The organism is Acidobacteriota bacterium, assembly GCA_016208495.1.
Taxonomy (GTDB): domain Bacteria; phylum Acidobacteriota; class Blastocatellia; order Chloracidobacteriales; family Chloracidobacteriaceae; genus JACQXX01.
The window spans coordinates 220,826-243,529 of record JACQXX010000070.1 but is presented as its reverse complement, the minus strand read 5'-3'; the positions used below and the strand labels follow the sequence as shown (position 1 = coordinate 243,529).

Below are 22,704 nucleotides of genomic sequence, written 5' to 3'. Positions count from 1 at the left end.
GGTCTTTACTGCACCTGGCGGAGGCGGTGGTTGCCCTGGTCAACCACAAAGATGCTTTGACCAATGGTCAGTAAATCACGCGGCTGGCGGAATCGGGCTTTGGGGCCAAGGCCATCGGCAAATTCCTCGACCTTGCCGGCAACGGTGCTGATTTCTCCGTTTGGCTCAACCCGGCGAATGCGATTGCTTGTGTTATCAACCACAAAAACCTCGTCGCCGATGACGGTCAACCCGAGAGGCCCATTCAATTTGGCGGTAAACCGTGGGCCGTCGTTATTCCCTTCACCCACCACGCCGGTTAAGGTAGTAACGCTTGGACCAGTGAGATCAATGACTCGGATGCGATTATTCCCGTAATCAGCCACGTACAACTGAGTTCCCTTGAGGGCGATGGACGTTGGGCGATTAAACCGAATCCCAATTCCTTCACCATCCACAATTCCTGGCGACGCCAATCCAAAAACAGCCGATACGACTGGCGGCTCTTCACCCTGCGGTGTAATCACCCGAATCACATTGTTAAAAGCATCGGCCACATATAATTTTCCATCTGGTGCCAGAATGATGCCGTCAGGTCCGCTGAATCGGGATTCGTCGCCATCGCCGTTGATAAACCCAAACCGACCGACGCGTTCTTTAAAGCCAGTGTCTTCGTTTTTGCTCAAAATGTTCTCACCGGCAAATGTATCAACCGTCACCTGCGAGTCGGTGCGGCGAATCCGGCGGATCACATCATTGCCAAAATCAGCGACATAAATGACACCTGCCGCATCCACGGCGACCCCAAGTGGATTGTTAAATCGCACCCGGTCGTTATTTTCATTCTTGTCGGTGGTGTCAATGTCGGCGGTATCAACATATCCTTGAATGCCATCCCCGGCAATTGTGGTGACTTGACCAGAAGATGGATCAAACTGACGAATGGCATGATTGAGTTGATCAGCAATATAAATTTTGCCATCGGCGCCAATAGCGGCCCGGCTGGGGCGGGTAAACCAGGCTTTGGTGGTCACACCGTCCCGAAAACCAGGGGTATCACCAGCCATGGTTGAGGTGGTGGTGGCCGGCTCAACCAGCAACGTTGCGGTGTTGGCGGTGACATCATCCACGGTCACCATAATCGTGATGGAACCTGGAGATTCCACCAGTTCCTTTTTGATTTGAATTCGTAATTCGCGTCCACTGGTATCTTCAAACTTGACGGACTCGCCATTGACCAGAACGCGGGTTTTCTTCTTTTGCTTGGTCAGGTTGATTCCGCTGATATTCAACTGAAAATCAGGCTCACCGGCGACAATCCGGGTCGGTGAAATTCCAAAAATAATCGGATCCGTTTCAGCCACTGGCAGCAAGGCAAAATCTGAAATTCCCTCATCCGGGATTTCAACCGCAACTTCAAGCTGTTTGGTTTCTTTGAGCAATGCCGCGGGGAAGGTGGCGTCAATCCGGGTGTCGTTGACAAATTCCGACGGAATAACGGTGCCACTGGCGATGACGCGGGCCTTGTTGGTGAAGTTTCGGCCTCGGATTTTGACTTCGGTATCAGCGGCATTGAGTTCCAGCCGAATTGGGTCTGTTGACTCAATTCGCGGTGGCGGCGGTGCAATCAACAGATTAAACACTTTGGAGAGACCATTTTTGTTTTGAACCTGGATTGGCACCGAACCGGCTTTGGCCACATCGCGTGATCGCACCAGCAACAACACCAGTCCATCTGGCTCCCGACGACGCACAAGCTGGGCGGTTTTGATACCCGCCACCCGCGCCTCAATTTTATCGCGAAAACCAGTTCCGGCAATTTTCAGCACAAAATCAGGGGTGCTTTCGAGCACAATCGCTGGTTGCAGGGCCGTGATTTCCAGTCCGTCCAATCCATTCACGATTTCAAATGAAGCGGGTTGGGTGGTGGTGCCATCCGGGTTTTTAGCCACCACGGAAACAGTTCCAGCCGTCACGGTTAAGCTGGTTGGAACCTGGGCAAACAGACTTCGGCGGTTGCGGAAAATGGTGGGAACCGCCGTCCCATTGAGCAACACCGCGGCGCCATTTTTAAAGTTTTCGCCATTGACCCGGAGTCGAAATTCGGGACCGGCAGCGGCAACCCGTTTGGGTTGAATTTTTTTAATTTTCGGAGTTTTGGCTGTCCCCTGACGTGCAGCATCAGCGGTGTCGTCAACTTCAAATTCATCGTCTGCGTCCTCTGGATCTTCGAGCGGGGCATTGACCAGCGCCGCAGGCAACTGGAATCGAGTTTCAGGGGTGAGAAACTCGTCCAGAGATGGACTGGATGGACGGGCAGTCGCTGAACCATCTTGCACCTGCCCGTGTGAAGTTGCCGGAGTTGAAAACAACCAGAAAGCAGCCACTGCAAAACCAGTGACGGCCATCAGTATGTGAATCCACCGTTTGGGTGAACGAACTGCGGAAAGATCAAAAAATTGACGAGTATTCATTGCCGTAAAACCACTGAGAAAAGTTTAGAGGAACGTTGTTAGGAGTCTCTATCTGGGAAAGCCAGCAAACATACGAGAAGCCAGCGCATAGCGTCAAGGTCTGATCAATGCTTTCTGGGAACTCGTTGCTTGCAGCGGGCCCAATCGAGGGTGCTTGGCCACTTTGTCCTTATATGAAGGATCCAGGGTAATGGCTTTCTCGATGGCAGGTTGTGGGTTCTCCCCAATCTCAACTTGCAGTAAAGCAAGATTGAGCCAGTAATCTGCATTTTCCTGGATATGAAGTGCTTCGGTTAACTTTGCAATTGCGAGTGTATATTGTTTCTTTTGACGATAAACCGCTGCCCAAAGGTTTAATGCGGGTGCGGGCATTTGTTTGCCGTTCAGGTTTAAGTACATGGTTTGAAAAGAGTTTTCAGCAGTCTGAATATCACCTCGCTGGTAGGCAAAATGAGCTAACCGGTAATGGGCTTCCGTCACCTCTGGAGCAAGACGGGCCACCTGGTGATAGGCTTCCTCAGCCTGGGTTAAATTCCCTTTCATTTCTAAAAGTCTGCCCAGCACTAGCCAGAATTCTTCATCAAACGGGTAAGTTTGCAACCCTCTAAATGTCATCTCAAGCCCTTTGTCCGGCTCATTTAACCTTTCATAAACGGTGCCCAGGTGTTTTAAAACTTCAATCGTTGATTTCTGGCGGAGCGACTGAAGAAACCATTTTTCAGCTTCCAGGTCGTTTTGGTGCAGTACCCAGTAGTAGCCATAAGCAGCCATCACTTCAGAAACGTCAGGCCACCTTTGCCTGGCCTGGTCAAGGATAGCCATGGCATCTCCTCCCAAGTTTTTTTCCTCTTTAGCCAGGGTCAAATAAATTGGGGAGAACCACCTACCAATCGCAATTGCCTGGTTTAGTGAATTCCGGGCGGCAGCATATTCCTTTCGCTCAATTTGGGCTTGTCCCAAAGCAGTGAAGGCAAAGATGTTATCTGGACTTAACGAAACTGTGTACTGCCAAAGAGTAAAGTCATCTTGCCATTTGGGCACATAACGGAGAGTCAGTCCAAGCTGTAAAACAGTCACCAAGCCAATCACGGCAAATCCGATTTCTGTCCTATATTGACTGAGCTTCAGGCCGAGCGGAAGCATCAATCCAATCATCGCAACATACAAATAGCGATCAGCAACCACGAGATTTCCTGGCAGAAAATTGAGTATTGGTGACAGAAAAAAGAGGAACCAGGCAGCCCCAAAGAAGAACTCTCGTCGCTGTCTCCAACTCCAAACCATTCCAATCCCCCCAAGAACAACAGTCAGCAGACCTAATCCGATGAGTTCTCGGTGAAAGCTGAACACCTCTGGATACCGGGGACACAAATTTACCGGCCAGACGATCCGCCACAGATAATAACCGATTCCAAGCAAGGGTTTAGAAAGGCGGTCAACCAGGGTAAGTGTGCTGTAGGCACCTTTTTTTCCAACAATCAGTTGTGAATCAATGGCATACCAGGCAAACACAACTGACAACAGGAAAAAAGGAACATAGCCCATCCACACTTTCCAGGTCAATTTCCGCCTCTGATACAGGTCAATGAGTATCAAGATGCCACACAAAGGAACCCATTGAGCTTTAGAAGCCAGTGCGCAGGCATACAGAAACAGGCTGCCTATAAACCACAATGAGTTGAAAGCAGGGCCGGACGACTCCTCTGCTCCCTGTAGGGCCTCAGATTGATTTTGCAAGCAGTTATCACGCCAGACATTGAGGTACATCCAAATCGAAGCAAAACCAAAAGCAGCCGACAAAACATCTTTGCGTTGCGCAAGCCAGACTACATTTTCAACCCGCGTGGGGTGAATAATAAAGCAAATAGATGTCAGCCAGGCTGGGGTGAGCTGATGGGTGAGTTTGTAAAAACAGAGAAAGACAAATACCCCGGCAATCCAATGAAGGAGAAAGTTAGTGCTGCGGAACCCTCCAGGATCAAACCCCCAGAGGGCGTAATCAATGGCATAGGATAATCGGTGGAGCGGGTTGTAATTAATGAAATAGTAGGTGGAAAAAATCGAAGAAATATGTTCCCAATCCAAAAACCGGATTGCTCGATCCTCAAGAACGTATTTCTCAGTGTCAAACTTGAGCCAGGCATAGTCGCGGGAATGACCAAACCCTACCCAAACCAGGATCCCAAGCACCAGTGTTGCAAGGAATAGCGGGTGGACAGATCGAATCCAGCCAAGCCAGTGCGGCCAGTCTGTTTTTTCGACGGAACCGTGGTCAACCGGGCTGGTATTGATAGAGAGTGACCCCAGGGAAGGTTGAGATTGATCATCCATAAAAATCTGAAAATAGGGATTTAGGACTCTGAGACTATGTTTTGTTTTACCTGTAGCATTGATTGATCTGAATCGAGCTAGCCACCGCTCCACACCTGGAGGAACTTAATATAATGAAAAGACCTCAAACTTCCCTCACAACAGATCAGGCATTTCTTTTGCAGGTAGTCGAAAATCACTATCACCAGGCAAAGGTTGGAATCTGGTTGCCTAGAAGAATACTTTTGAGTACTAACACATTTCCTTGAGTAATTCACGAACGATTCGCCGGTTGCTGCGGGAAACGGGAAGTTTCAGACCATTGCAGAGTTCGATCATCACTTCGCCAGTGCGGGTGTGGTGAAGATGGCGTACCGATTCGATCCGAACAATATTGTTGCGATGAAATTGCCGAAACCGGGCCGGATCTAACCGTGTCGTCAGGTAAGTGAGGGAAAGATCCAGAATCGCTTCGCCCTGACTGCCAAAATAGACGCAGGTACAGTGGTCTCGACTGACAAAACAGTGGATTTCGTGATCTTCCAGAATTTTAGTGCGCAGTCCCTGTTTGACCGCAAGCCGTCGCAACGGTCCAGCTCGTTCAGCCAGTTTCGACTCCAGTTGCTGGAGCTTCTCTTCATCCACCAGCCGCCCCATGGCATTGCCGAGTGCTTTTTGAAAGCGGGCAGGTGTAAACGGTTTCAGCAAGTAATCACACGCCTGTTCTTCAAACGCCTGAATCGCAAACCGGTCAAACGCCGTCTGAAAAATCACCAAAAACCGACGCTGCTCAAATTGCCGCAACACATCAAACCCCGAAAAACCAGGCATTTGAATATCCAAAAAGACAATCTCCGGTTGAAATTCGTGAATCAATTCCACCGCCCGCAAGCCATTTTCAGCTTCAACAATGTGGAGGGCAAAACCGCTCCCCTCCAGATACCGGCGAAGCTTCTGAAGCGCCAGGGGCTCGTCATCCACAATTAAAACACGTCGCTCGTTAGACAAGATGAACTCCCGAAAATCGGAAACTGGCGATTGTGCCGCCACGTGCGTTGTTCCGTAGCTCAAAATTGTGGTTTGTGCCATAGAGGAGGTCCAGCCGTTCCCGAATATTGGTCAGCCCGGTCTGGGTTCCGGGTTCAGTCTGGCCAGCGGACGACCCGGTATTGACCACTTCAGCTCCATACCAGCCATCAGTCTGATGGATCACCCGAATCATGATTTTTCCACCATCCAGGGAAGGCGCCACACCGTGTTTGATTGCATTTTCAACCAGCATTTGCAAAACCAGCCCTGGAACAAAAACCGACTGATCGTCAACGCACGATTCGATTTCAAATGAAAGCCGGCGCCCTAATCGGAGTTGCTCCAACTCCAGATAAGACCGCACGATGAACAATTCGGAGCTGAGGCTTGCTGTTTTGGTTTGTGAATTTGTCAAAATCGCCCGGTACAAATCAGAGAGCTTATACACCATTTCAGCGGCTGAATCTTGTTTTGATTCAATGAGTTCAGCCAGACTGTTCAAAGCATTGAACAGAAAATGCGGCTGCATTTGATGTTCAAGCGCCTGATACCGGGTTTCAGCCACTCTCGCCTCCAGCTTGAGCGCATCTTCCCTGGCAAACCGGTAGGCCAGATGGAAGAAAAAAAGCAACCCAAAAAACAGGCCCTGGAGCATCGAATAAAAGTAACTTGACAGTGAAAGGACCTGGTTGAACCGCCAGCTTTGAATCTTGAGTGCCAGCCAAATCCCAACCATCATTCCCACACTGCCCACCAACCCGCTTCCGATCAACCGCATTGAGGGTTTCAATAAAATTGGTTGATGCTGACGAATCGATAACCAGGTGGCAACACCATACACCACGGCAAAGGTGACCCAGATTGTACAACTGATGGTGGTGCTGAAGGTCAGCGAGTTGAGTACTCCACTCCAGAGTTTTCCCTTGCGTTGCCAATCAAAAAAGTTGAGGCCAGTCGGAATCAAGGCCAGGAAAATCCCGATGAAAAAATAGGGCAGAAATGAAGCCATCTCTTGCCAATACCGCTGCCAGGCTGGATGCAAAGCCGTCGCCCGCCAGTCAGGGCTCGGAACTCTCACTTGTTGGTGTGACATATCGAAAGGCAGAAACTGATGGTGGAATCAAACACCTGATTGTCTCAAAACCAGTCAGGTTTGCCAATCTGCCCAGCTTGTGCCAAACGCCCGTTCAGTCGCCAATTTCAACCGTTCAGAAACCAGGGTTTTCAAGTCCCCTGCCTGGCTGCGTACAGTCGCCAGAGCATTCTATCCTCACACCATTGAACAAACTGGAAAGGAGTTGGGGAGAGGAGACAGGGTTTGAGCAGGCTGCGGCCTGGTGTTTGGCTGGATTCGAGGTTCCTCTCACCTAAATGAAAAGAGCATGAGTACAATTGGATTGATCCACACTATTTTGGGAGGAACTGCAATTTTTTTTGGCTTCCTGGTGGTAACACTCCCCAAAGGAACCCGGCTCCACCGGACATTCGGCCATTTGTATTTTTCGGCCATGATGGGGTTGAATCTTACGGCATTGAGTTTGTACCGGTTATTCAAAACTGTTGGCCCATTTCATATCCTGGCCTTGATCAGTCTTGGATACACAGTGGCTGGTGTCTGGTACGCGATTCGACAACACCCGCGCCAATACTGGCTTTCAAAGCATATTCGGTTTATGTCCTGGTCGTACGTGGGCTTACTTGCTGCCGCCAGCGCTGAGATTGCCTGCCGGATTCCGGGGACCAGTTTTTGGCTCGCGGTCGTGATCCCATCCTGCCTCGTTTCCCTGATCGGATGGTATATTATTGAAAATAAAGCTGTTGTGTCAAAAACCCAGGTATCTTGATATCAGGTTTTCGTCAGGAACCCAGCTCCAGACAAACAGGATCCAGATTGAAGCCTTTTTCCTGACAACACTACCTCTCGGCCCCCATAAGCGCCAGGACAAGGAAAGGTGAGTCGGTGTGTGACAAGGAGACGGGGAAACACGAAGACAAGGAGAGCATTCCACCGACGTTGAGAGCGTGAATGCCTTCCGGTTGGGAGCGGGAGAAGGTTTTTTTCTCCTTGTCCCCGTGTCCCCTTGTTCCCTTGTCCAGATCGGACGCTGCTCCCTTATCCTGGCGCTTATGCCCTCAGCTCCCCCCTACTTCAACCCCAAGAAAGGGGCAAGTGAGGGATCTGCCGCTAGCCCCTGGCGTCGTTCGGGATCACAAGCCAGGGCGCGACTCAGTGAGTCACCTGGGTCCTGATGAAGTTCAAGTTGAAGTCGCGCCAGCTTAATCCAATAGTCTGGATTGTCTTCCTTTTGAGTCACCTGGATCATGGTGGCCAGGGCCAGGGCTGGCTTCCCTTGTTTTTGATACGCCGTTGCCAGTAAATCCAGGGCACTGGCTGAAAGAACCAGATGTGGAGAGGTCGTACTGTCAAGGTTTAACAGAGATATCGTCTCTGCAAAGTGATTTTGCCGGAAGGCGAGTTGAGCCAGGTGAAACCGTGGTTCGATCAGATTTGGCGCCAGAGCAATACTTCGGTGATAGGCTGCTTTTGCCTCATCCAATTTTCCACTCGCTTCTGAGAGCTTTCCCTTCAGGAGCCAGTGGTCTTCTTGAAATGGGTCGTTCTTGAGTGCGACTTGAATATACCCAAGCCCTTTATCTGGCTTGTTTAACATTAAGTACACCTGAGCTAAAACCCCCGCCCGCCCCGCCGAAGGTTCGATTCGATCAGCGACCAGGAAGAAATACTCAGCCCGATCCCACCGGCCCTTCGAAATTTCAAGTTGTCCAGCATATGACATGAGTTGGGGTTGATACGGGGCATCTCTAAATCCGACTTGAAGCTGTTTAAGCGGCTCATCACCAAGTTTTTCAGCCAATGCCGCCCCAGCACCATACAAGGCCGGATAAATGGTTGGAAGAGTTTCTGTAATCTTAAGCCCGCGCTGGTAGGCTTTTTGTGCTTCTTGTAAATTCCCAGCTTCAGTTTCAGCATAAACCAGGTTGGCCAAAGCAAACACTTCAGTTGGATATTTGGTTACAACCGCCCGCCAGACAGTGCAATCCTTTTCCCACATTGAAATAGTACGGAAAGTACTTATTGCCAGGAAGATAATTACCGTCGCGACTATTGAACAAGCTACTTTAGGAGACAACCGGCTGATTCCCATTGCCAAAGGAAATAAAATACCGATAACAATCACTGACATCACCCGGTCAATTCCCATGATTGAAATACCAGCAAAACTGGCCCAGGGGGCTAGAAAAGCCAGCAACCAGACTGTTGCAAAAAAAATCTCGCGTCGCCCTTTGCGGAGACTCGAACTGGCTTCGGCCAGGATCAAGGCAAGTACACCCAACCCCAATATGGAAAACCAGGTTGACATGAATGGATCCGGTTCGGCAGGGACAAGGTTCATTGGCCATATCATGTGCCAGAGGGTCAGTACAAATCGGTCAATTCGGGTACAGACTGCTCCAATATCAATCAATGGTGGCTTTCCGGTCTGCGCAATTTGTATTTTCAGGGTTAATCCAAATAAAAAACCACCAACCGCTAAAAAAGGGATGTATCGAGGTAATACCCGCCACGAGCTGAGCCGGCGCTCATAGATATCGAGTGCAAGAATGACCAAACATAGCCCGGCCCATTGGATTTTGGTCAGTAGTGCCAGGATAAACAGGATCAGGCTTCCGAAGTACCACACCCACCGTGGCCACCTCTGGGCTGTCAATAGTGGCGGGACCATTTCTGGATTCACCACAGCCCGGCGATACATCCAGAGGGCCGCAAATCCAAAGACAGTTGCCAGCACATCCTTTCGACCAGCCAGCCAGACGACACTTTCGATTTGCGCAGGGTGCACGGCAAAACACAGCGCAATCACCCAGGCAGTAAACCGTCTGGTTGTTACTTCATAAAAGAAAAGGAAAACCAGCGTCACGCCAAACCAGAACAGTAAAAAGTTGGTTCCACGGTAACCGGCTGGGTCGGTTCCCCACAGGGCCCAATCCAGGGCAAAAGACAGCCGGGGGATTGGGGTATACCCAAGTTGCTGGACGGTAGTAAAGATGTAGGACACATGCTCCCAGTCCAGAAACCGAATCGCACGGTCCTCCAAAATATAATCTGCCGCCTTATAATTTAACACCGTGTAATTTCGGGATTTTCCATACCCCACCAGTGTAATGATTCCAAACAGAATCGCAGCGATCCAGACCGGGTGAATCTGGTTCAATCGGAAATACCATCCTGAAACGGCTTCCGCTACGTCAGATTTATTTGAATGAGGAAGAACAATGTCTGAAGGAACAAAGGGAGGGGACAGGGTGCTGATTGGGTCAGATGAAGCCATTATAAGTTACCGTAACCAAAATAAATGCTAAACTTTGCGGGGAAGCAGTCCAGCAGTGAACAATACCATTCCCTGAGGGATTGGTCAGTCACTGAACGAAAGAATCCTGTGGTTTTTCGTGTTTTTCAGATCACCTGATCGGAGGTAAAACCAGGGTTTGGGTTATGAGTCCCTGGTTTTTTCGTCACCTGGGTTGAAACCGGTTATCTGATTATTCCCAATTGAAAGATCACCCAACGTTTGATGATCACCTGAGATACCAAATTTTGAGATTGTTTGATTGTCATCACCGCGGCCAAAATCCGGGAGCGTTCTGATACCCGTGCCCCCACTGATTCCCTCCAATGTCTGATGAATCTCTACTTCGTTTGCTTGAGATACCACCAGTGGTGGACACCGACGGATTGCGGGAATCAGTGCTCGTTTCAACGCTTCCGCGGTTGGATAACGCCCGGTTCGCTCTTTGGCCAGGATCTGTTGCAGTACCCGGTCAAGCGCCTGAATCTCGGGGGATTCCCCTCTCAGGTGAAAATGATCAAACATCAGCGACGCCAGATATTCGTTCATGGTCCGTTTGCGAAAGGGCAACTGTCCGGTTAAGGCTTCAATCACCATCACACCCACGGTAAATAAATCAGTTCGTTCATCAACTTCCTCACCTGAAAATTGTTCGGGAGACATATATCCCATCGTTCCCATGACAGTCCCGGCCTCTGTAATGTTACTGACTTCCGTTCCATCAGTTGGCTTTATTTTGGCTAACCCGAAGTCCAGAATCTTCAAAACTTTCTGACCGTTGGGCTGGTCAACCAGTAGAATATTTTCTGGCTTCAGGTCCCGATGGACAATTCCAGATTCGTGGGCCGCCTGGATGCCGTTTAGTATTTGCTCAAACCAATCGGCTGCCAGATCCGAACCCAAAGTGCCGCCCTGTCGCCGCGTTGCTTCCCGTAAGGAAATGCCCGTGATGAGTTCCATCACCAGAAAGGCACCGTCAGTACTGGTTCGACCATAGTCATGCACGGCGATTACATTTGGATGGTTCAACATGGCAACCGCCCGGGCTTCACGCTCAAACCGTCGGAGTGCCGCTGGATTCCCAAACATGCTGCTTAAAATGATTTTAATCGCAACTCGCCGGTTGAGCCGCAAATCGGTGGCCTCATAGACGGCTCCCATGCCACCCTTTCCCAGCAATTGCTCCAGCCGGTATTTTCGCTCAATCACCCGCTCGACGGGTAGTGACAAGACCAGTTCGGCATTATCTTTCGTGCAATACTCATCAGTACTGTCATAACAGGTACCACAGTCAGGGCATTCCTTGACGATATTGATATTTTGTTCTTCGAGACGCTCCAGCACTTGCTTGCGCATGGTTTGTTCCCGACCAACCCGTTCCTTTAACCGGGTATTTTCATACACGACCGCCATTTGTTCGGCAATGACCAGCAACAACTTTTGGTCAGTTGGGGTGTAGGGCTCTTCGGACTTTTTTTCTCCGAGCAGTAGCAATCCAATCAAACCGTGATCCGTTCCACACATCGGAATAATCAAATTGACGCCTAGTTCTTCAAGCCACTCCAGTTCGTGTCTGGGGAGCGGCTTTTTTAAGATAAATGGTGCTTCCAACACCTGCAGGTCGAGTTCAACCGTCCTTAAAAGTTGAAAATTGTCCGGGATCGAAAGCTGCTGGGGAAGTCGGTGGGTCGAATAGACCAGGGTTTGGGCCTGCAGATGCTGTTCTTTCTCAAAAACATACATTGATTTTGGATGCAGCGCCGCGTCTACTTCTTTATTGACCAGTTTTGAAATTTCAGAAAATGAATTCAAGGTTTTCATTTCCTGAATCAACCGCAACATAATCTGTTCCTGATTGTATTCTTCCCGGAAAAATTTGCGGTCAACCCACCGAGTCACCTGCTGGCGAAAAATCAGGCCAATGCCAGCCAGGAATGAAACGGCAACCAGGAGTTGATTCTGAACCAGTATTTCCTTCACTGTTCGATTAGGGTTCACAAACACGGTGACAACAAACGCAATTAAAGGTAATGAAATCAATGCCCGCAATGCATTTTTGGCCAGCAGGTACTGCACACCACGACGGATCACCACCTGAATGTTGAACACCCGGTGCTTGATAATCGTGTACCCAAGCCCAACCGGAATAATGATGGGGGCCAGTTCTGAAATCAGTAACAGGCCGGTACTGACCAGGCCGGTAAATACTTCGAGGACAATGTTTAAAAGAAATGGAGCCACTCCGGCGGCAGTGCTGTAAACCACCAGTTTGATTCGCCGTCGCTGGTCTCCTTGTGGCACCAATCGGTAATTGCGAACCACCACCACGAAAATTCCAGACAATACCAGCAAGTACAAAATCAACGTGAGTGTTGTCTGAAGCTGAAATAGAACTGTGTAGGACGTAAAAATGGCTAATGCGTCTGGGGTTGGAAGCAACGTCACCACATCCAGCCCACGATAGGCAATGGTGAGCACAATGCTGAGGGCATAGAGGACATACTTCACACTTTCCCAAAACCTTGATTTCGGTGCCCCCTGGGGAAAGCTGTAGTAAAAGTGGAAGGCGATCACAAAATTGACCGGGTACACACTCGCCGTAAGGTAATACATTCCCAACTCTAACGGCTGAAAAAAGACGCTCAATGGCTCCAGAACCCGAAAATACGGAATAGCCGCCATCGTCAGTGAAGCCATTGACGCCAATCTGGCAACCCGATCTTCGGGTTTGGAAAGCCCGATCAACATTCCAACTGAATAAAAAGCCAGGCTCACCAGTAAATAACAAGGAATCCCAATGAAATTTCGGAAGTCCTGGATCAACCGCGCTTCAAGTTGAACGTCTAATACAGCCGACTGACGGGCAACTGTAAGGCAATAGGGAACCTCAGGAGCAATATTTCGCAGATTGAGCCAGTAGGCTCGATCACGTGCTCCACCCTGAATTCGAGACTCGCCGTTAATCGCCAGGATTCGATCTTTGACCTGGAGTTTTTCAGCAGCGGGACCTTGAGGATCCACCTCAGTCACAACCACACCTGCAGCTTGCGAATTTGCTTTCCACCCAAAGTCTTTTGTCAGTGTCCCATATCGCCCAATCATGACGAGGCCAAACACGTAATACACGGCCACGATAACTCCAATGGCAAGAACACATCGAAAAAACAATGGTTTTTCTGAAAGTTGATTCAACATTGCATTCTTTCTGACATAGAACCGCCTTGAGATAGGACTGTCGGTCTTTAAATTGACTCTTACAAAGAACCTGGAATTTACTCTTTCCAATATCCGACACTTAATTTTCCAAAAGGTAAAGCGGCCCCAATTCGATCTGAGGATGCTGTGCTGGCAGAATCAATGATCTCGTTTCAAACATCAGAAGAGTTCCACAAGCATCAGTTTTTGAAGGGTTCGGTGGGGTTTTTGAAGGTTATCGGTTTTTACGGGGAGGAGCAAATCAATGGTTTGGGAGTTTGACCAGCTCATTCCGAAAAAATGATACTGGGATAGGGAAAAAAGGAAAAGGATTCCTGGAATTTCCATAACCGACACTGGAAGAAGCCCAATCAACTCGTTTTTTTCTAATCGTCAGGCATACCAGTTCGCTTCAAATCGGTGCTTCAGCAGGTAAAGTGCCTGTTGCTGATCATTTGTCAGGACCTCAATGGTGGCCGATGTTGGATCCAGGTGGTGATCCAGATAGCCATGCATCAGAAAATCTTCGAAATGTTCCCAGGTTTCAAACACAATCATGGGCAAGCCTGTTGCATCAATCAGCGCTTGATTCTCCAGACAAAATTGGTGCCATTTTTTTCGTTTGAGAATGATGGTTGAAGGAAGGCGAAAGGTCATTTCTGTTTAAGGGACCCAGAAGAAAATAAAATCCCACTGAAATCGGGTTCAGGGTTCAGGGTTTCGGCGATGAGTTGACTGATCCCACTCAAGATACGTGCTGAGAAACCAGCCGTTACCATTCAAGTTGAATGATCCTGCCCTGAACCCTAAACCCTGACAAGATGACCGACTGACAAAGTGACAGGGTGATTTTTTCATCCCTCATCCTTCATCCCTCATCCCTTCCGAAAACCCTGAACCCTGAACCCTGAACCCTGAACCCTGAACCCGAGAATGGGGGTCGCTATTTTCGCATTAACTCGGAAAAAGCCACCAGTCCCACTGTTTCATGACGGCCCAGTTCAAGTCCTGCCCGATAAAACAAGTCCTTCACTTCTGATTTGGTGAAAAATGTCAGGCCACTCCCAAGTGTCAAAGTTGATTGAATGATCCTTTCGGTCATGGTTTCGGGTTTGAGCAGATTCATGACGAAATATCGTCCCTTTTGGCGCTCTAATACCCGCTTCCCTTCCACAAGCACCCGAAACGCATCACGGTATTCGTTGAGCGACCCGCCGCAAGCAATCCCGGCCAGAGTTCCATCTGCAAACGGAAGACTGGTGGCATCGGCTCGAATGAAAATTGTGTGGTCCAAGGTGTGATTTTCACGGGCATAATCAAGGGCTTGTTTAAGCATTGGACGCGAAATATCAAGCCCAATCACCACATCAACACCATCAGCCCGATGATTTTTTTGTAAAAGATCAACCAGAGCCCGGCCATAATACCCGGTGGCACAGGCCAGATCCAAAAACAGGTGTGAAGTCGCCGTCAACGACGCCTGCAAATATTCGGCCAGGACTTGATATTCCCGCTCAGGAGGGAATGCCTGTCCAGTCATCAATCCCAGGGCTCGGTTGCGCCAGATGCGTTCATATAACCAGGAAACGGTGCTGGTTTGGCCCGACCATTGAGCCACAGTCAACCCGGTTGGTCCATCTGGGAGCAAATCCACAACCCCCTCTTCACTGAGGTAGGTTTTGACACAATGCAGACACCGGATGATCCCCGTCAACTGAGACCTGGCATTTGGTTTTTCAGCTTCAAATTCAAATTCAAACCCAGTTTTTTGGCACCCTGGGCAGCGAAGTGCCACCAATACTTTTTGGAACCGGTCATAGCGTGTGACAGGTACTTTCACGCCTACCTCATTTCCCATCAGTCGGTTAGTTTCCTGAGACAGCCTCAATCACAATTGCCTCCAGGATTGGGTGCAACCCTTTGCGGACATCAGCCCGCTTGATGGCCAGAGTGTCGGATTCAGCCGCAACGGCAAAGGGTTTTGAGTTTTGCCACCAACTTCGCGCAATGGTTGGAGTTGGGCATCCCCACTCAGTCGGTGGCAGTGTGACCTTCAAATATTGTGGGAGCCGAATTGATTTCCGCCCAATTGGAATTACTACCAGTCCGAGTGTTTCCCCATATTGACGCCAGAAACACACCCCATCCTTCCAGTTTGAATCAGCCCAGGCCCATTGCCCCTTACGAAACAGAGGATGGGCGGCCACCCCCAATAAAGTGCGATAATAGGCTTGAAGCTCAGCGTCCGCAGTATGTGGGTGCAAGGGGTACAACCGTTGTACCGGAAGTTTTTCGGTCATTCCTTCCATTTGACCCTGATGAATCAAAACCATTCCGGGTAACAACCCAATGAGGGCTGCCGCTCGCCGGCCAGCCTGGGGGGAAAATCGGGTGGCGGCTCGATCCTCATCATGGTTTTCAATAAAATGGACTGAATGCTGGAGGAACGCCTGGTTCGTATGCCGGAGGTGATGATTCACAGCCTGGGCGGGTGATTCACTCAGCAGCACATCATATAACCGCTTGTGATACGTGTAGTGAAATCCAAGCTGGTTGAGGTAGGTTTCCGTATCCCAATAGGCTTCGGCAATAAACAGAAACTCAGGGGTTACTTTTTGGGTCTCGGCAATGGCTTTGTCCCAAAACTCGTGGGGCATCAATTCATCAAATTTTTCCTGTGGAACACGGGTAAACCACTGCCGCTTGACCTGGTTTCGCAGGACCAGCATCGCCATATCACACCGTACCCCATCAGCCAGGGTGGCAATTGATTTCAATACTTTACGCATATGCGCCCGCAAACCGGTGCTGGCATAGTTGAGTTGGACGGTGTCTTCCCAACCTGGGAAATATGGATCTTTCCCATGAGCTAGCCGACGTCCCGACATGTGCAGGTAATAATCGTTGGCATATTCCTGGCGCATTCGTGGACTGCTCTGGATGAAATAGCCCGGATGATGATCAATCAATGGTGTATCCAGCGCCAAATGGTTGGGTACAAAATCAACAATGAGTTTCAGGCCAGCTTGATGGATCCGGTCGCGCAATGCTCGTAATGCTGAGACATCACCCAACACCGGATTGGGCTGGTACTCATAAATGGCATATGGAGAACCAAAAAAATCTGAAGCGTGGCGTTGGGAGAGTTTGATTCCGAGCGGGCTCACTTGCCAGATTCCCATCAGCCAGACGGCGTCAAACTGGAGTTTTTTGAGGTAGTTAAGTTCTTCGAGGGTTATTTTCTCGAAAGTCCCCCCATTCAGGCGGGCATTGAGTTCATATAACAGCATAGAGTGAGAAGGTGGCAAGGTGATAAGGTGACCAGGTGACTGGGTGACACGGTGACAAAGTGACTGAGTGACAGGATAAGGAACAGAGCCCGATCTGGACAAGGAGACAAGGAGACAAGGAGATCCTCCTCCCGACGTTGGGAGCGGGAGAATATTTTTTCTCCTTGTCCCCTTGTCTCCTTGTCTCCTTGTCTCCCCAGCTCCGTGTCTCAAACAGGCTCACATTTTCTTCCCCTGGCGCTTATACCTCGTCACCCTGTCTGGTTGCCGCTTCCAGCCTCAAACCGACGCTCAACATCCACCACTCCGGGGACGGTTCGAACGGCACGCATCACACGCTCAAGGTGTTTTACATCATAAATTTCAGCCGTAATGTTGATGCGTCCCCGTCCATCGTCTGAAACCGAGGCCCGGGCGTCCCGGATATCAGTTTTAATATTTGAAATTGCCGCCGTTAAATCAGCGAGCATCCCCTGACGGTTTTCAGTCACAACGGTAAAGCTGACCGCATACGAGGCCGACATCGAATCGTCTGTTACCCACTCGACATCAATGATGCGTTCCCGATTAATCATCAGCGCCTGGGCGTTGGGGCACTGGACCTGATGCACTGCAACCCCTTTCCCCCGAGTAATATACCCAATGATTTTCTCGCCTCGGATTGGATTGCAGCATTTGGATCGAAACACCATGACATCATCCACGCCCCGGACTTGAATCCGGTCCGTGCCCAATCGAAGGACTCGTTTGATGAATTTTCCAACTTGTTTCAAACCTGTCGGATCTTTTGAAGCATCCTCGACTTCGGCCAGCCGTTGAGGTGAAACCAGTTTCGATAAAACGCTACGTGCTTCCAGCTTGCCGTACCCAATTGCTGAAATAATGTCATCAGCTCGCTGCAGGCCATAGTCTGGCGCAATTCGCTGCAATTCAATTTCAGTGACCTCTTTTTTCACATTGAGCTTGAACCGCTCGGCTTCACGATCAAGCATTTTCCGGCCAATTTCCAAGGCCCGAATTCGTTCACTTTCGGCCAGGTATTTGCGGACCCGAGTTCGTGCACGCCCGGTCTTCACCATCTTTAACCAGTCACGGGACGGGCGGGCATTGGGGGAGGTTAAGATTTCAACCACATCCCCATTCTTAATCTGGTAGGACAGTTTGACGATATGGCCATTGACTCGGGCCCCAGCACAGGTTTGCCCCACGTCGCTATGGATCGAATAGGCGAAATCAATCGGAGTTGCACCACGGGGGAGTTCAAGTACTTTCCCCTTTGGAGTAAAGGCATACACGTCATTGGGATACAGATTGACCTTGAGGTCATCCATAAATTCCCTGGAATCTGAGACTTCCTGTTGCCACTCAACCAGTCGTTTGAGCCACAGGTACATCTCATCGTCCTTTTGGGAAGCGCTCACCTTTCCTTCTTTATATTTCCAGTGGGCCGCAATGCCTTCCTCGGCAACTTTGTGCATGTCGGCGGTTCGGATTTGTATTTCAAACGCCTGTCCTTTTTCACCCACCACGGAGGTATGCAGCGACTGGTACATATTATTTCGTGGCATGGCAATCCAATCCTTAAACCGGCCAGGAACCGGTTTCCAGGTGTTGTGAATGACCCCAAGCGCTGCATAACAATCTGGTAAGGTCTCGGTAATCACCCGGACCGCCATTAAGTCATAGACCTGGTCAATTGGAATTCGCTGGCGCTTTAACTTTAAAAACAGGCTGTACAGCCGCTTGATTCGTCCCTGAATATCAACGACTCGAATCCCATGAAGTGTCATCTGACGGTTGATCTCTTTTTTGACTTCGTCCAGATAGGGTTCCAGCGTTTCACGGCGTTTTTCAACAATGGCTTTTAACTGAAGAAAATCATCCGGGTACAAATACTGGAAACTCAGGTCTTCAAGCTCGCCACGGATCTTTCCCATTCCCAACCGGTGGGCAATCGGAGCATACACGTCCAGCGTTTCCTGAGCTTTGGCCGCCCTTTTTTCTGGGGCCATGCACTCCATGGTCCGCATGTTATGCAGCCGGTCGGCCAGTTTAACCAGCATCACCCGAATGTCACTGACCATTGCCAGTAACATTTTGCGCATGGTTTCAGCTTGCCGCTCTTCGCGGGAAGCATTTTCAATATGCGCAATTTTGGTGAGCCCATCCACCAGTTCAGCAATTTCCTTTCCAAATTGTTGTTCGATTTCTTCGACGGTAACGTGTGTATCTTCAACGACATCGTGGAGCAATCCAGTTGAGATTGACACGACATCCAGCTTCAGGTCAGCCAGAATATTGGCGACCTCCATCGGGTGAGTGAGATACGGCTCACCTGATTTTCGAACCTGGCCTTTGTGCATTCTGGCCGATAACAAATAGGCCCGGCGCAGGAGATCCAGATCAGCCGTCGGGTTATAGCGTTCAATTTTGTCCAGAATATCTTCAATCCGAATCATGTGTGGTTACTCTCCTGCTTCCCTGTGCGGCAACCTCAAAGTCAAAACACTCATTTCATTATAGCAAAATCAATCAGGTGTGAAATTTTGGGGCACAAGTTCTTTCCGGTCCACATCTTCCTGCGAACTAATACCATTTTGGGCTGAGGGTATCGGGCTAAGGGCTGAGGGAAATACCATCTTATCAACAACTTAACCTTTTGCTAATACAATAGGATCATTCCAAAATGGTATAAGACTAATGACTGACGACAAACCGGTATAAGTTCCCAAATACAAAAATGAGCAGGCACAAAGTACCTGCTCGTTTGGGTTCAACTGGTTTAGGTCTGACCGTGAATGACTGGTTAGCCAGCCTGTCCGGCTGATTCAGCGGCTCGACGGCGATTGATTTCTTCAGCTTTGTCGCGGGTGCTGTTGCGCTCGCGCTCCATTTCGGCTTTCTTGTCTTTATCGGTTTCCAGGGCAATCTGGCGATCCAGAATCGCGGCCTTGGTTCGGAAACCATATTCATTTTCCGCATCCGCTGAGATTGATTGATTTGCAAACTTTAATCCCTGCAAAGCCAGACGATTAAATTCATCTTTATCTTTTGGCTCCCACTGATCCAGTGTTTTATACAGGACCGCCGGAAATGGCTCTTCGGGGGTGGGTTTGTTTTTATATTTATCAACCAGATCTGACATTTGCTCCAGATCAATCTTGGCCATTTGGAAATAGCACTCAGATTTTTCCGTGGCGGTTAAAGCAGGCAATTTGCTTTTCTTTTCCCACCAATCCCGCTGACTTTTGTCATCTTTCAAAAGTCCATAAGCACTAATGATGGCCTGGTGGATGATTTTCTTCTGGTCTTCATTCAGCTTTCCAGCGTCACCGCCTTCCAACAGACTCTTTGAAAACCGGAGAACCTCATCAATGTTTTTCTTTTTGGCAGCTTCGTCGGTTGCGTTGGTCGCCATTTTAAACAGCGACGTGGCATAAAAAAGCTTGGCTTGCACCAATTCTGGATTACGTGTGTAGGCTGATTTGAAATTATCAGCCGCTTCCTGATACAAACTGGCGTTGAAAAACCGCACACCGTTGTTCAGGTCATCTTTGGCACGCAAGTTCTGGTATAAAAAACAACCCGTGAAATTGGTCACGAAGAAACAAAGACTAAGACTCAACAGAATGCGTCGGGCCATTGACCGTCGCTGGCACGGTGAGATGACTTCAGTTCGGTTCATAATTTTTACACCTGACGAAGAGTAGTTCCGAAGCTATTTAGAGGATCGCTTGGCCTGTTGGAAGATCCATTGAAGCAGGCTCAGGAAAGAACAGGGATCGGCTATTTTTTGTTTTCGTGATCGAGCCCCACCCGGACGGTTTTGTTCTGTGGATCAGGTTCCGCCCCACGAACGACGTCAACCAGATTGGCCACATATTCATACTTGGTGTTGCGTGGCGCACTGATAAACACGTTCCGGTCATCCGGTAAGCGGCCCTTCATTTCCGACTTGAGTCGGTTGCCAAGTTCCTCGGTGGTGGCCATCGGCAGCGTGTTGAGTTTGATGTTTTTCCCGTTTTCATCACACTCAACAAAGAACAACCGGTTATTTGGCTGTGCCTGTAAAGTCTCCGGTGTTTTTTCCGGAACGTCGCTGTCGAGCTTATGTGGATCGCTGTGCTTAACCACCATGAAGATGATGATCAACACCAGCAGGACGTCAATCAATGGAGTCACGTTAATGTTTGGTTTGGCATTGCTGCCGCCCTCGGTTGATGACATTGCCATAATGTTTCTGTCTCCTTAACACTTCACCGCTATTTTCTGTTTTCGTGATCGAGCCCCACCCGGACGGTTTTGTTCTGTGGATCAGGTTCCGCGCCACGAACGACGTCAACCAGATTGGCCACATACTCATATTTGGTATTGCGCGGCGCACTGATAAAGGTGTTTCGATCATCGGGCAATCGCCCTTTCAGTTCGGTGCTGAGCCGGTTCCGAAGTTCCTCAGATGTGGCCATTGGAATCCTGTTGAGTTTGATGTTTTTCCCGTTTTCATCGCACTCAACAAAAAACAAACGGAAGTGGCTCAGTACATAGACTTGTTCCGATGTTTTTTCCGGCACGTCGCTATCCAACTTCTGAGGATCGCTGTGCTTGACCACCATAAAAATGATGATTAACACCAGCAGCACATCAATGAGCGGGGTCACGTTCATGTCAGGTTTGGTCTGACTGCTACTTCCGAATGCTGACATTCCCATAGGTTCCGGTTCCCTTCCTTTGGTGCTGACATGAGGTGTCATCCCAAGCCGGGTCATCCCAAGAACAGTGTGGAAGCAACCGACAGAACGTCGGTTGCTTCCGTCAAAAACTTCTCCAAATCTGTGGTTTTTCTCACGGTTGATAAGCACGAGGGCTTATTTTTTCTTTTCAGTGACTAACCCAAGGTTTGGAACGTTTGCGTCCTGAGCCGCCTTGATGACGTCATACACTTCCCCAACGGGAACTGTTTTTTCAGCACGGACATAGACCACCTGCGACGTGCGATCACGGGCCGCCTTGGCCATTTTTTCCTTTAACTTCTCGCCCAGGCTGTCTTTACTGATGGGCTCCTTGCCCAGGTAGACAATGCCAACCCCTGCCACGGAAACCACCACCGAGTCATCTTTGGTGATATCCTCATCTTCCTTCCCATATTCGGATTCGGGGAGGCTCACTTTGACACCTTCCGACAAGAGCGGGGTGATCACCATAAAAATGATCAGCAAGACCAGCATCACGTCAACCAAGGGAGTCACGTTGATTTCTGAGTTGTAGCTGCTGCTACCACCAGTTGACATTCCCATAGCTTACTTCGCTCCTCGACGTTTCAAGAAGTAGTCAATCAGTTCTGAGGATGAGTTTTCCATTTCAACCTGGAAAGCTTCAACCTTACCGGTAAAGTAGTTGAACATCCACACTGCGGGGATAGCCACCACGAGACCAAATGCGGTTTCGATCAAAGCTTCGGAAATACCACCAGCCACAGCACCGATACCGGTCGCCTTTTGCTTGTTCATTTCCTGGAAAGCGTTGATGATCCCGACCACTGTTCCAAACAACCCCACGAAGGGGGCGGTGGAACCGATGGTAGCCAGACCCGACAGGCCGCGCTTGAATTCAGCCATCTTCACGGCTGTGGCGCGCTGCAAGGCACGTTTCGAGGCTTCAACCACTTCACCTGAAATCTGTGAATCCATTTGGTGAGCCCGGAACTCTTGCAAACCGGCATTGACCACAATGGCGAGGTGGCTCTTTTTGTGGCGGTCTGAAATGTTGATCGCTTCTTCGATGCGGTCGTCCTTCAGGGCTTGCGCAACCTTGGGTGCAAATTCGCGGGACTGTTTCTTGGCCGCGTTGTAGGTCAAGAAGCGTTCCACCATGATGGCGATTGAGTAAATTGACATCAAGGCGAGAATGATGGCTACGGACAGGGCGACGAACCCCATCTTTTTGATCATTCCCAGCATTGAAAAGTCTTCTGGGGCGGCTTCCTGAAAGAAAGCCAGCACGGGGGTTACCTGCATCATCCAAATTCCGAGCTTTGCCAAAACCAATGTCATGACTGTT

General features: G+C 49.5%; 16 protein-coding genes. 1 reads left to right on the top strand and 15 read right to left on the bottom strand.

What is annotated here, in order from left to right; genetic code table 11:
- Positions 1–5: 5 nt before the first annotated feature.
- The 4 genes from HY774_13645 to HY774_13630 form a co-directional block, all read right to left on the bottom strand.
- Positions 6–2,453 carry an IPT/TIG domain-containing protein gene (locus HY774_13645; GenBank protein MBI4749528.1) on the bottom strand — a complete coding sequence of 816 codons (2,448 nt, stop codon included), beginning with the start codon at positions 2,451–2,453 and terminating at the stop codon, positions 6–8.
- Between the two features lie 93 nt (positions 2,454–2,546).
- The gene (locus HY774_13640; protein MBI4749527.1) at positions 2,547–4,253 is read right to left on the bottom strand and encodes a tetratricopeptide repeat protein; all 1,707 of its coding nucleotides are present in this window, start codon (positions 4,251–4,253) and stop codon (positions 2,547–2,549) included.
- A 762-nt stretch (positions 4,254–5,015) separates the two neighbouring features.
- On the bottom strand, positions 5,016–5,852 hold the full coding sequence (locus HY774_13635; GenBank protein MBI4749526.1) for a response regulator transcription factor: 837 nt from the start codon (positions 5,850–5,852) through the stop codon (positions 5,016–5,018).
- Entirely contained in the window at positions 5,764–6,885 is a 1,122-nt protein-coding gene (locus HY774_13630) for a histidine kinase (GenBank protein MBI4749525.1), read from the bottom strand. Before HY774_13630 ends, HY774_13635 begins: the two co-directional genes overlap by 89 nt.
- A gap of 289 nt (positions 6,886–7,174) precedes the next feature.
- Between HY774_13630 and HY774_13625 the strand changes: the two genes are divergently transcribed.
- A complete protein-coding gene (locus HY774_13625; protein MBI4749524.1) occupies positions 7,175–7,636 on the top strand; it encodes a DUF2306 domain-containing protein in 462 nt (153 codons plus the stop codon).
- A gap of 300 nt (positions 7,637–7,936) precedes the next feature.
- Here HY774_13625 and HY774_13620 read toward each other — a convergent pair whose 3' ends face one another.
- The 11 genes from HY774_13620 to HY774_13570 all read right to left on the bottom strand — a co-directional run bounded on the left by HY774_13620 (position 7,937) and on the right by HY774_13570 (position 22,697).
- The gene (locus HY774_13620) at positions 7,937–10,144 is read right to left on the bottom strand and encodes a hypothetical protein (protein MBI4749523.1); all 2,208 of its coding nucleotides are present in this window, start codon (positions 10,142–10,144) and stop codon (positions 7,937–7,939) included.
- Positions 10,145–10,306: 162 nt separating this feature from the next.
- The gene (locus HY774_13615) at positions 10,307–13,357 is read right to left on the bottom strand and encodes a protein kinase (protein ID MBI4749522.1); all 3,051 of its coding nucleotides are present in this window, start codon (positions 13,355–13,357) and stop codon (positions 10,307–10,309) included.
- 393 nt (positions 13,358–13,750) lie between these two features.
- Positions 13,751–14,014 (bottom strand): hypothetical protein, encoded by a 264-nt coding sequence (locus tag HY774_13610; protein ID MBI4749521.1) that lies wholly within the window; start codon positions 14,012–14,014, stop codon positions 13,751–13,753.
- A gap of 286 nt (positions 14,015–14,300) precedes the next feature.
- The gene (locus HY774_13605) at positions 14,301–15,197 is read right to left on the bottom strand and encodes a class I SAM-dependent methyltransferase (protein MBI4749520.1); all 897 of its coding nucleotides are present in this window, start codon (positions 15,195–15,197) and stop codon (positions 14,301–14,303) included.
- Positions 15,198–15,222: 25 nt separating this feature from the next.
- Entirely contained in the window at positions 15,223–16,647 is a 1,425-nt protein-coding gene (locus tag HY774_13600) for an alpha-amylase (protein ID MBI4749519.1), read from the bottom strand.
- Between the two features lie 251 nt (positions 16,648–16,898).
- On the bottom strand, positions 16,899–19,106 hold the full coding sequence (locus HY774_13595; GenBank protein MBI4749518.1) for a bifunctional (p)ppGpp synthetase/guanosine-3',5'-bis(diphosphate) 3'-pyrophosphohydrolase: 2,208 nt from the start codon (positions 19,104–19,106) through the stop codon (positions 16,899–16,901).
- A 347-nt stretch (positions 19,107–19,453) separates the two neighbouring features.
- Positions 19,454–20,332 carry a hypothetical protein gene (locus HY774_13590; GenBank protein ID MBI4749517.1) on the bottom strand — a complete coding sequence of 293 codons (879 nt, stop codon included), beginning with the start codon at positions 20,330–20,332 and terminating at the stop codon, positions 19,454–19,456.
- Positions 20,333–20,433: 101 nt separating this feature from the next.
- Positions 20,434–20,880 carry a biopolymer transporter ExbD gene (locus HY774_13585; GenBank protein MBI4749516.1) on the bottom strand — a complete coding sequence of 149 codons (447 nt, stop codon included), beginning with the start codon at positions 20,878–20,880 and terminating at the stop codon, positions 20,434–20,436.
- Positions 20,881–20,909: 29 nt separating this feature from the next.
- Positions 20,910–21,350 carry a biopolymer transporter ExbD gene (locus HY774_13580; protein MBI4749515.1) on the bottom strand — a complete coding sequence of 147 codons (441 nt, stop codon included), beginning with the start codon at positions 21,348–21,350 and terminating at the stop codon, positions 20,910–20,912.
- A 162-nt stretch (positions 21,351–21,512) separates the two neighbouring features.
- The gene (locus tag HY774_13575) at positions 21,513–21,941 is read right to left on the bottom strand and encodes a biopolymer transporter ExbD (protein MBI4749514.1); all 429 of its coding nucleotides are present in this window, start codon (positions 21,939–21,941) and stop codon (positions 21,513–21,515) included.
- A gap of 3 nt (positions 21,942–21,944) precedes the next feature.
- Positions 21,945–22,697: a MotA/TolQ/ExbB proton channel family protein gene (locus HY774_13570; protein ID MBI4749513.1), complete on the bottom strand. Its 753-nt coding sequence runs from the start codon at positions 22,695–22,697 to the stop codon at positions 21,945–21,947.
- Positions 22,698–22,704 lie beyond the last annotated feature (7 nt).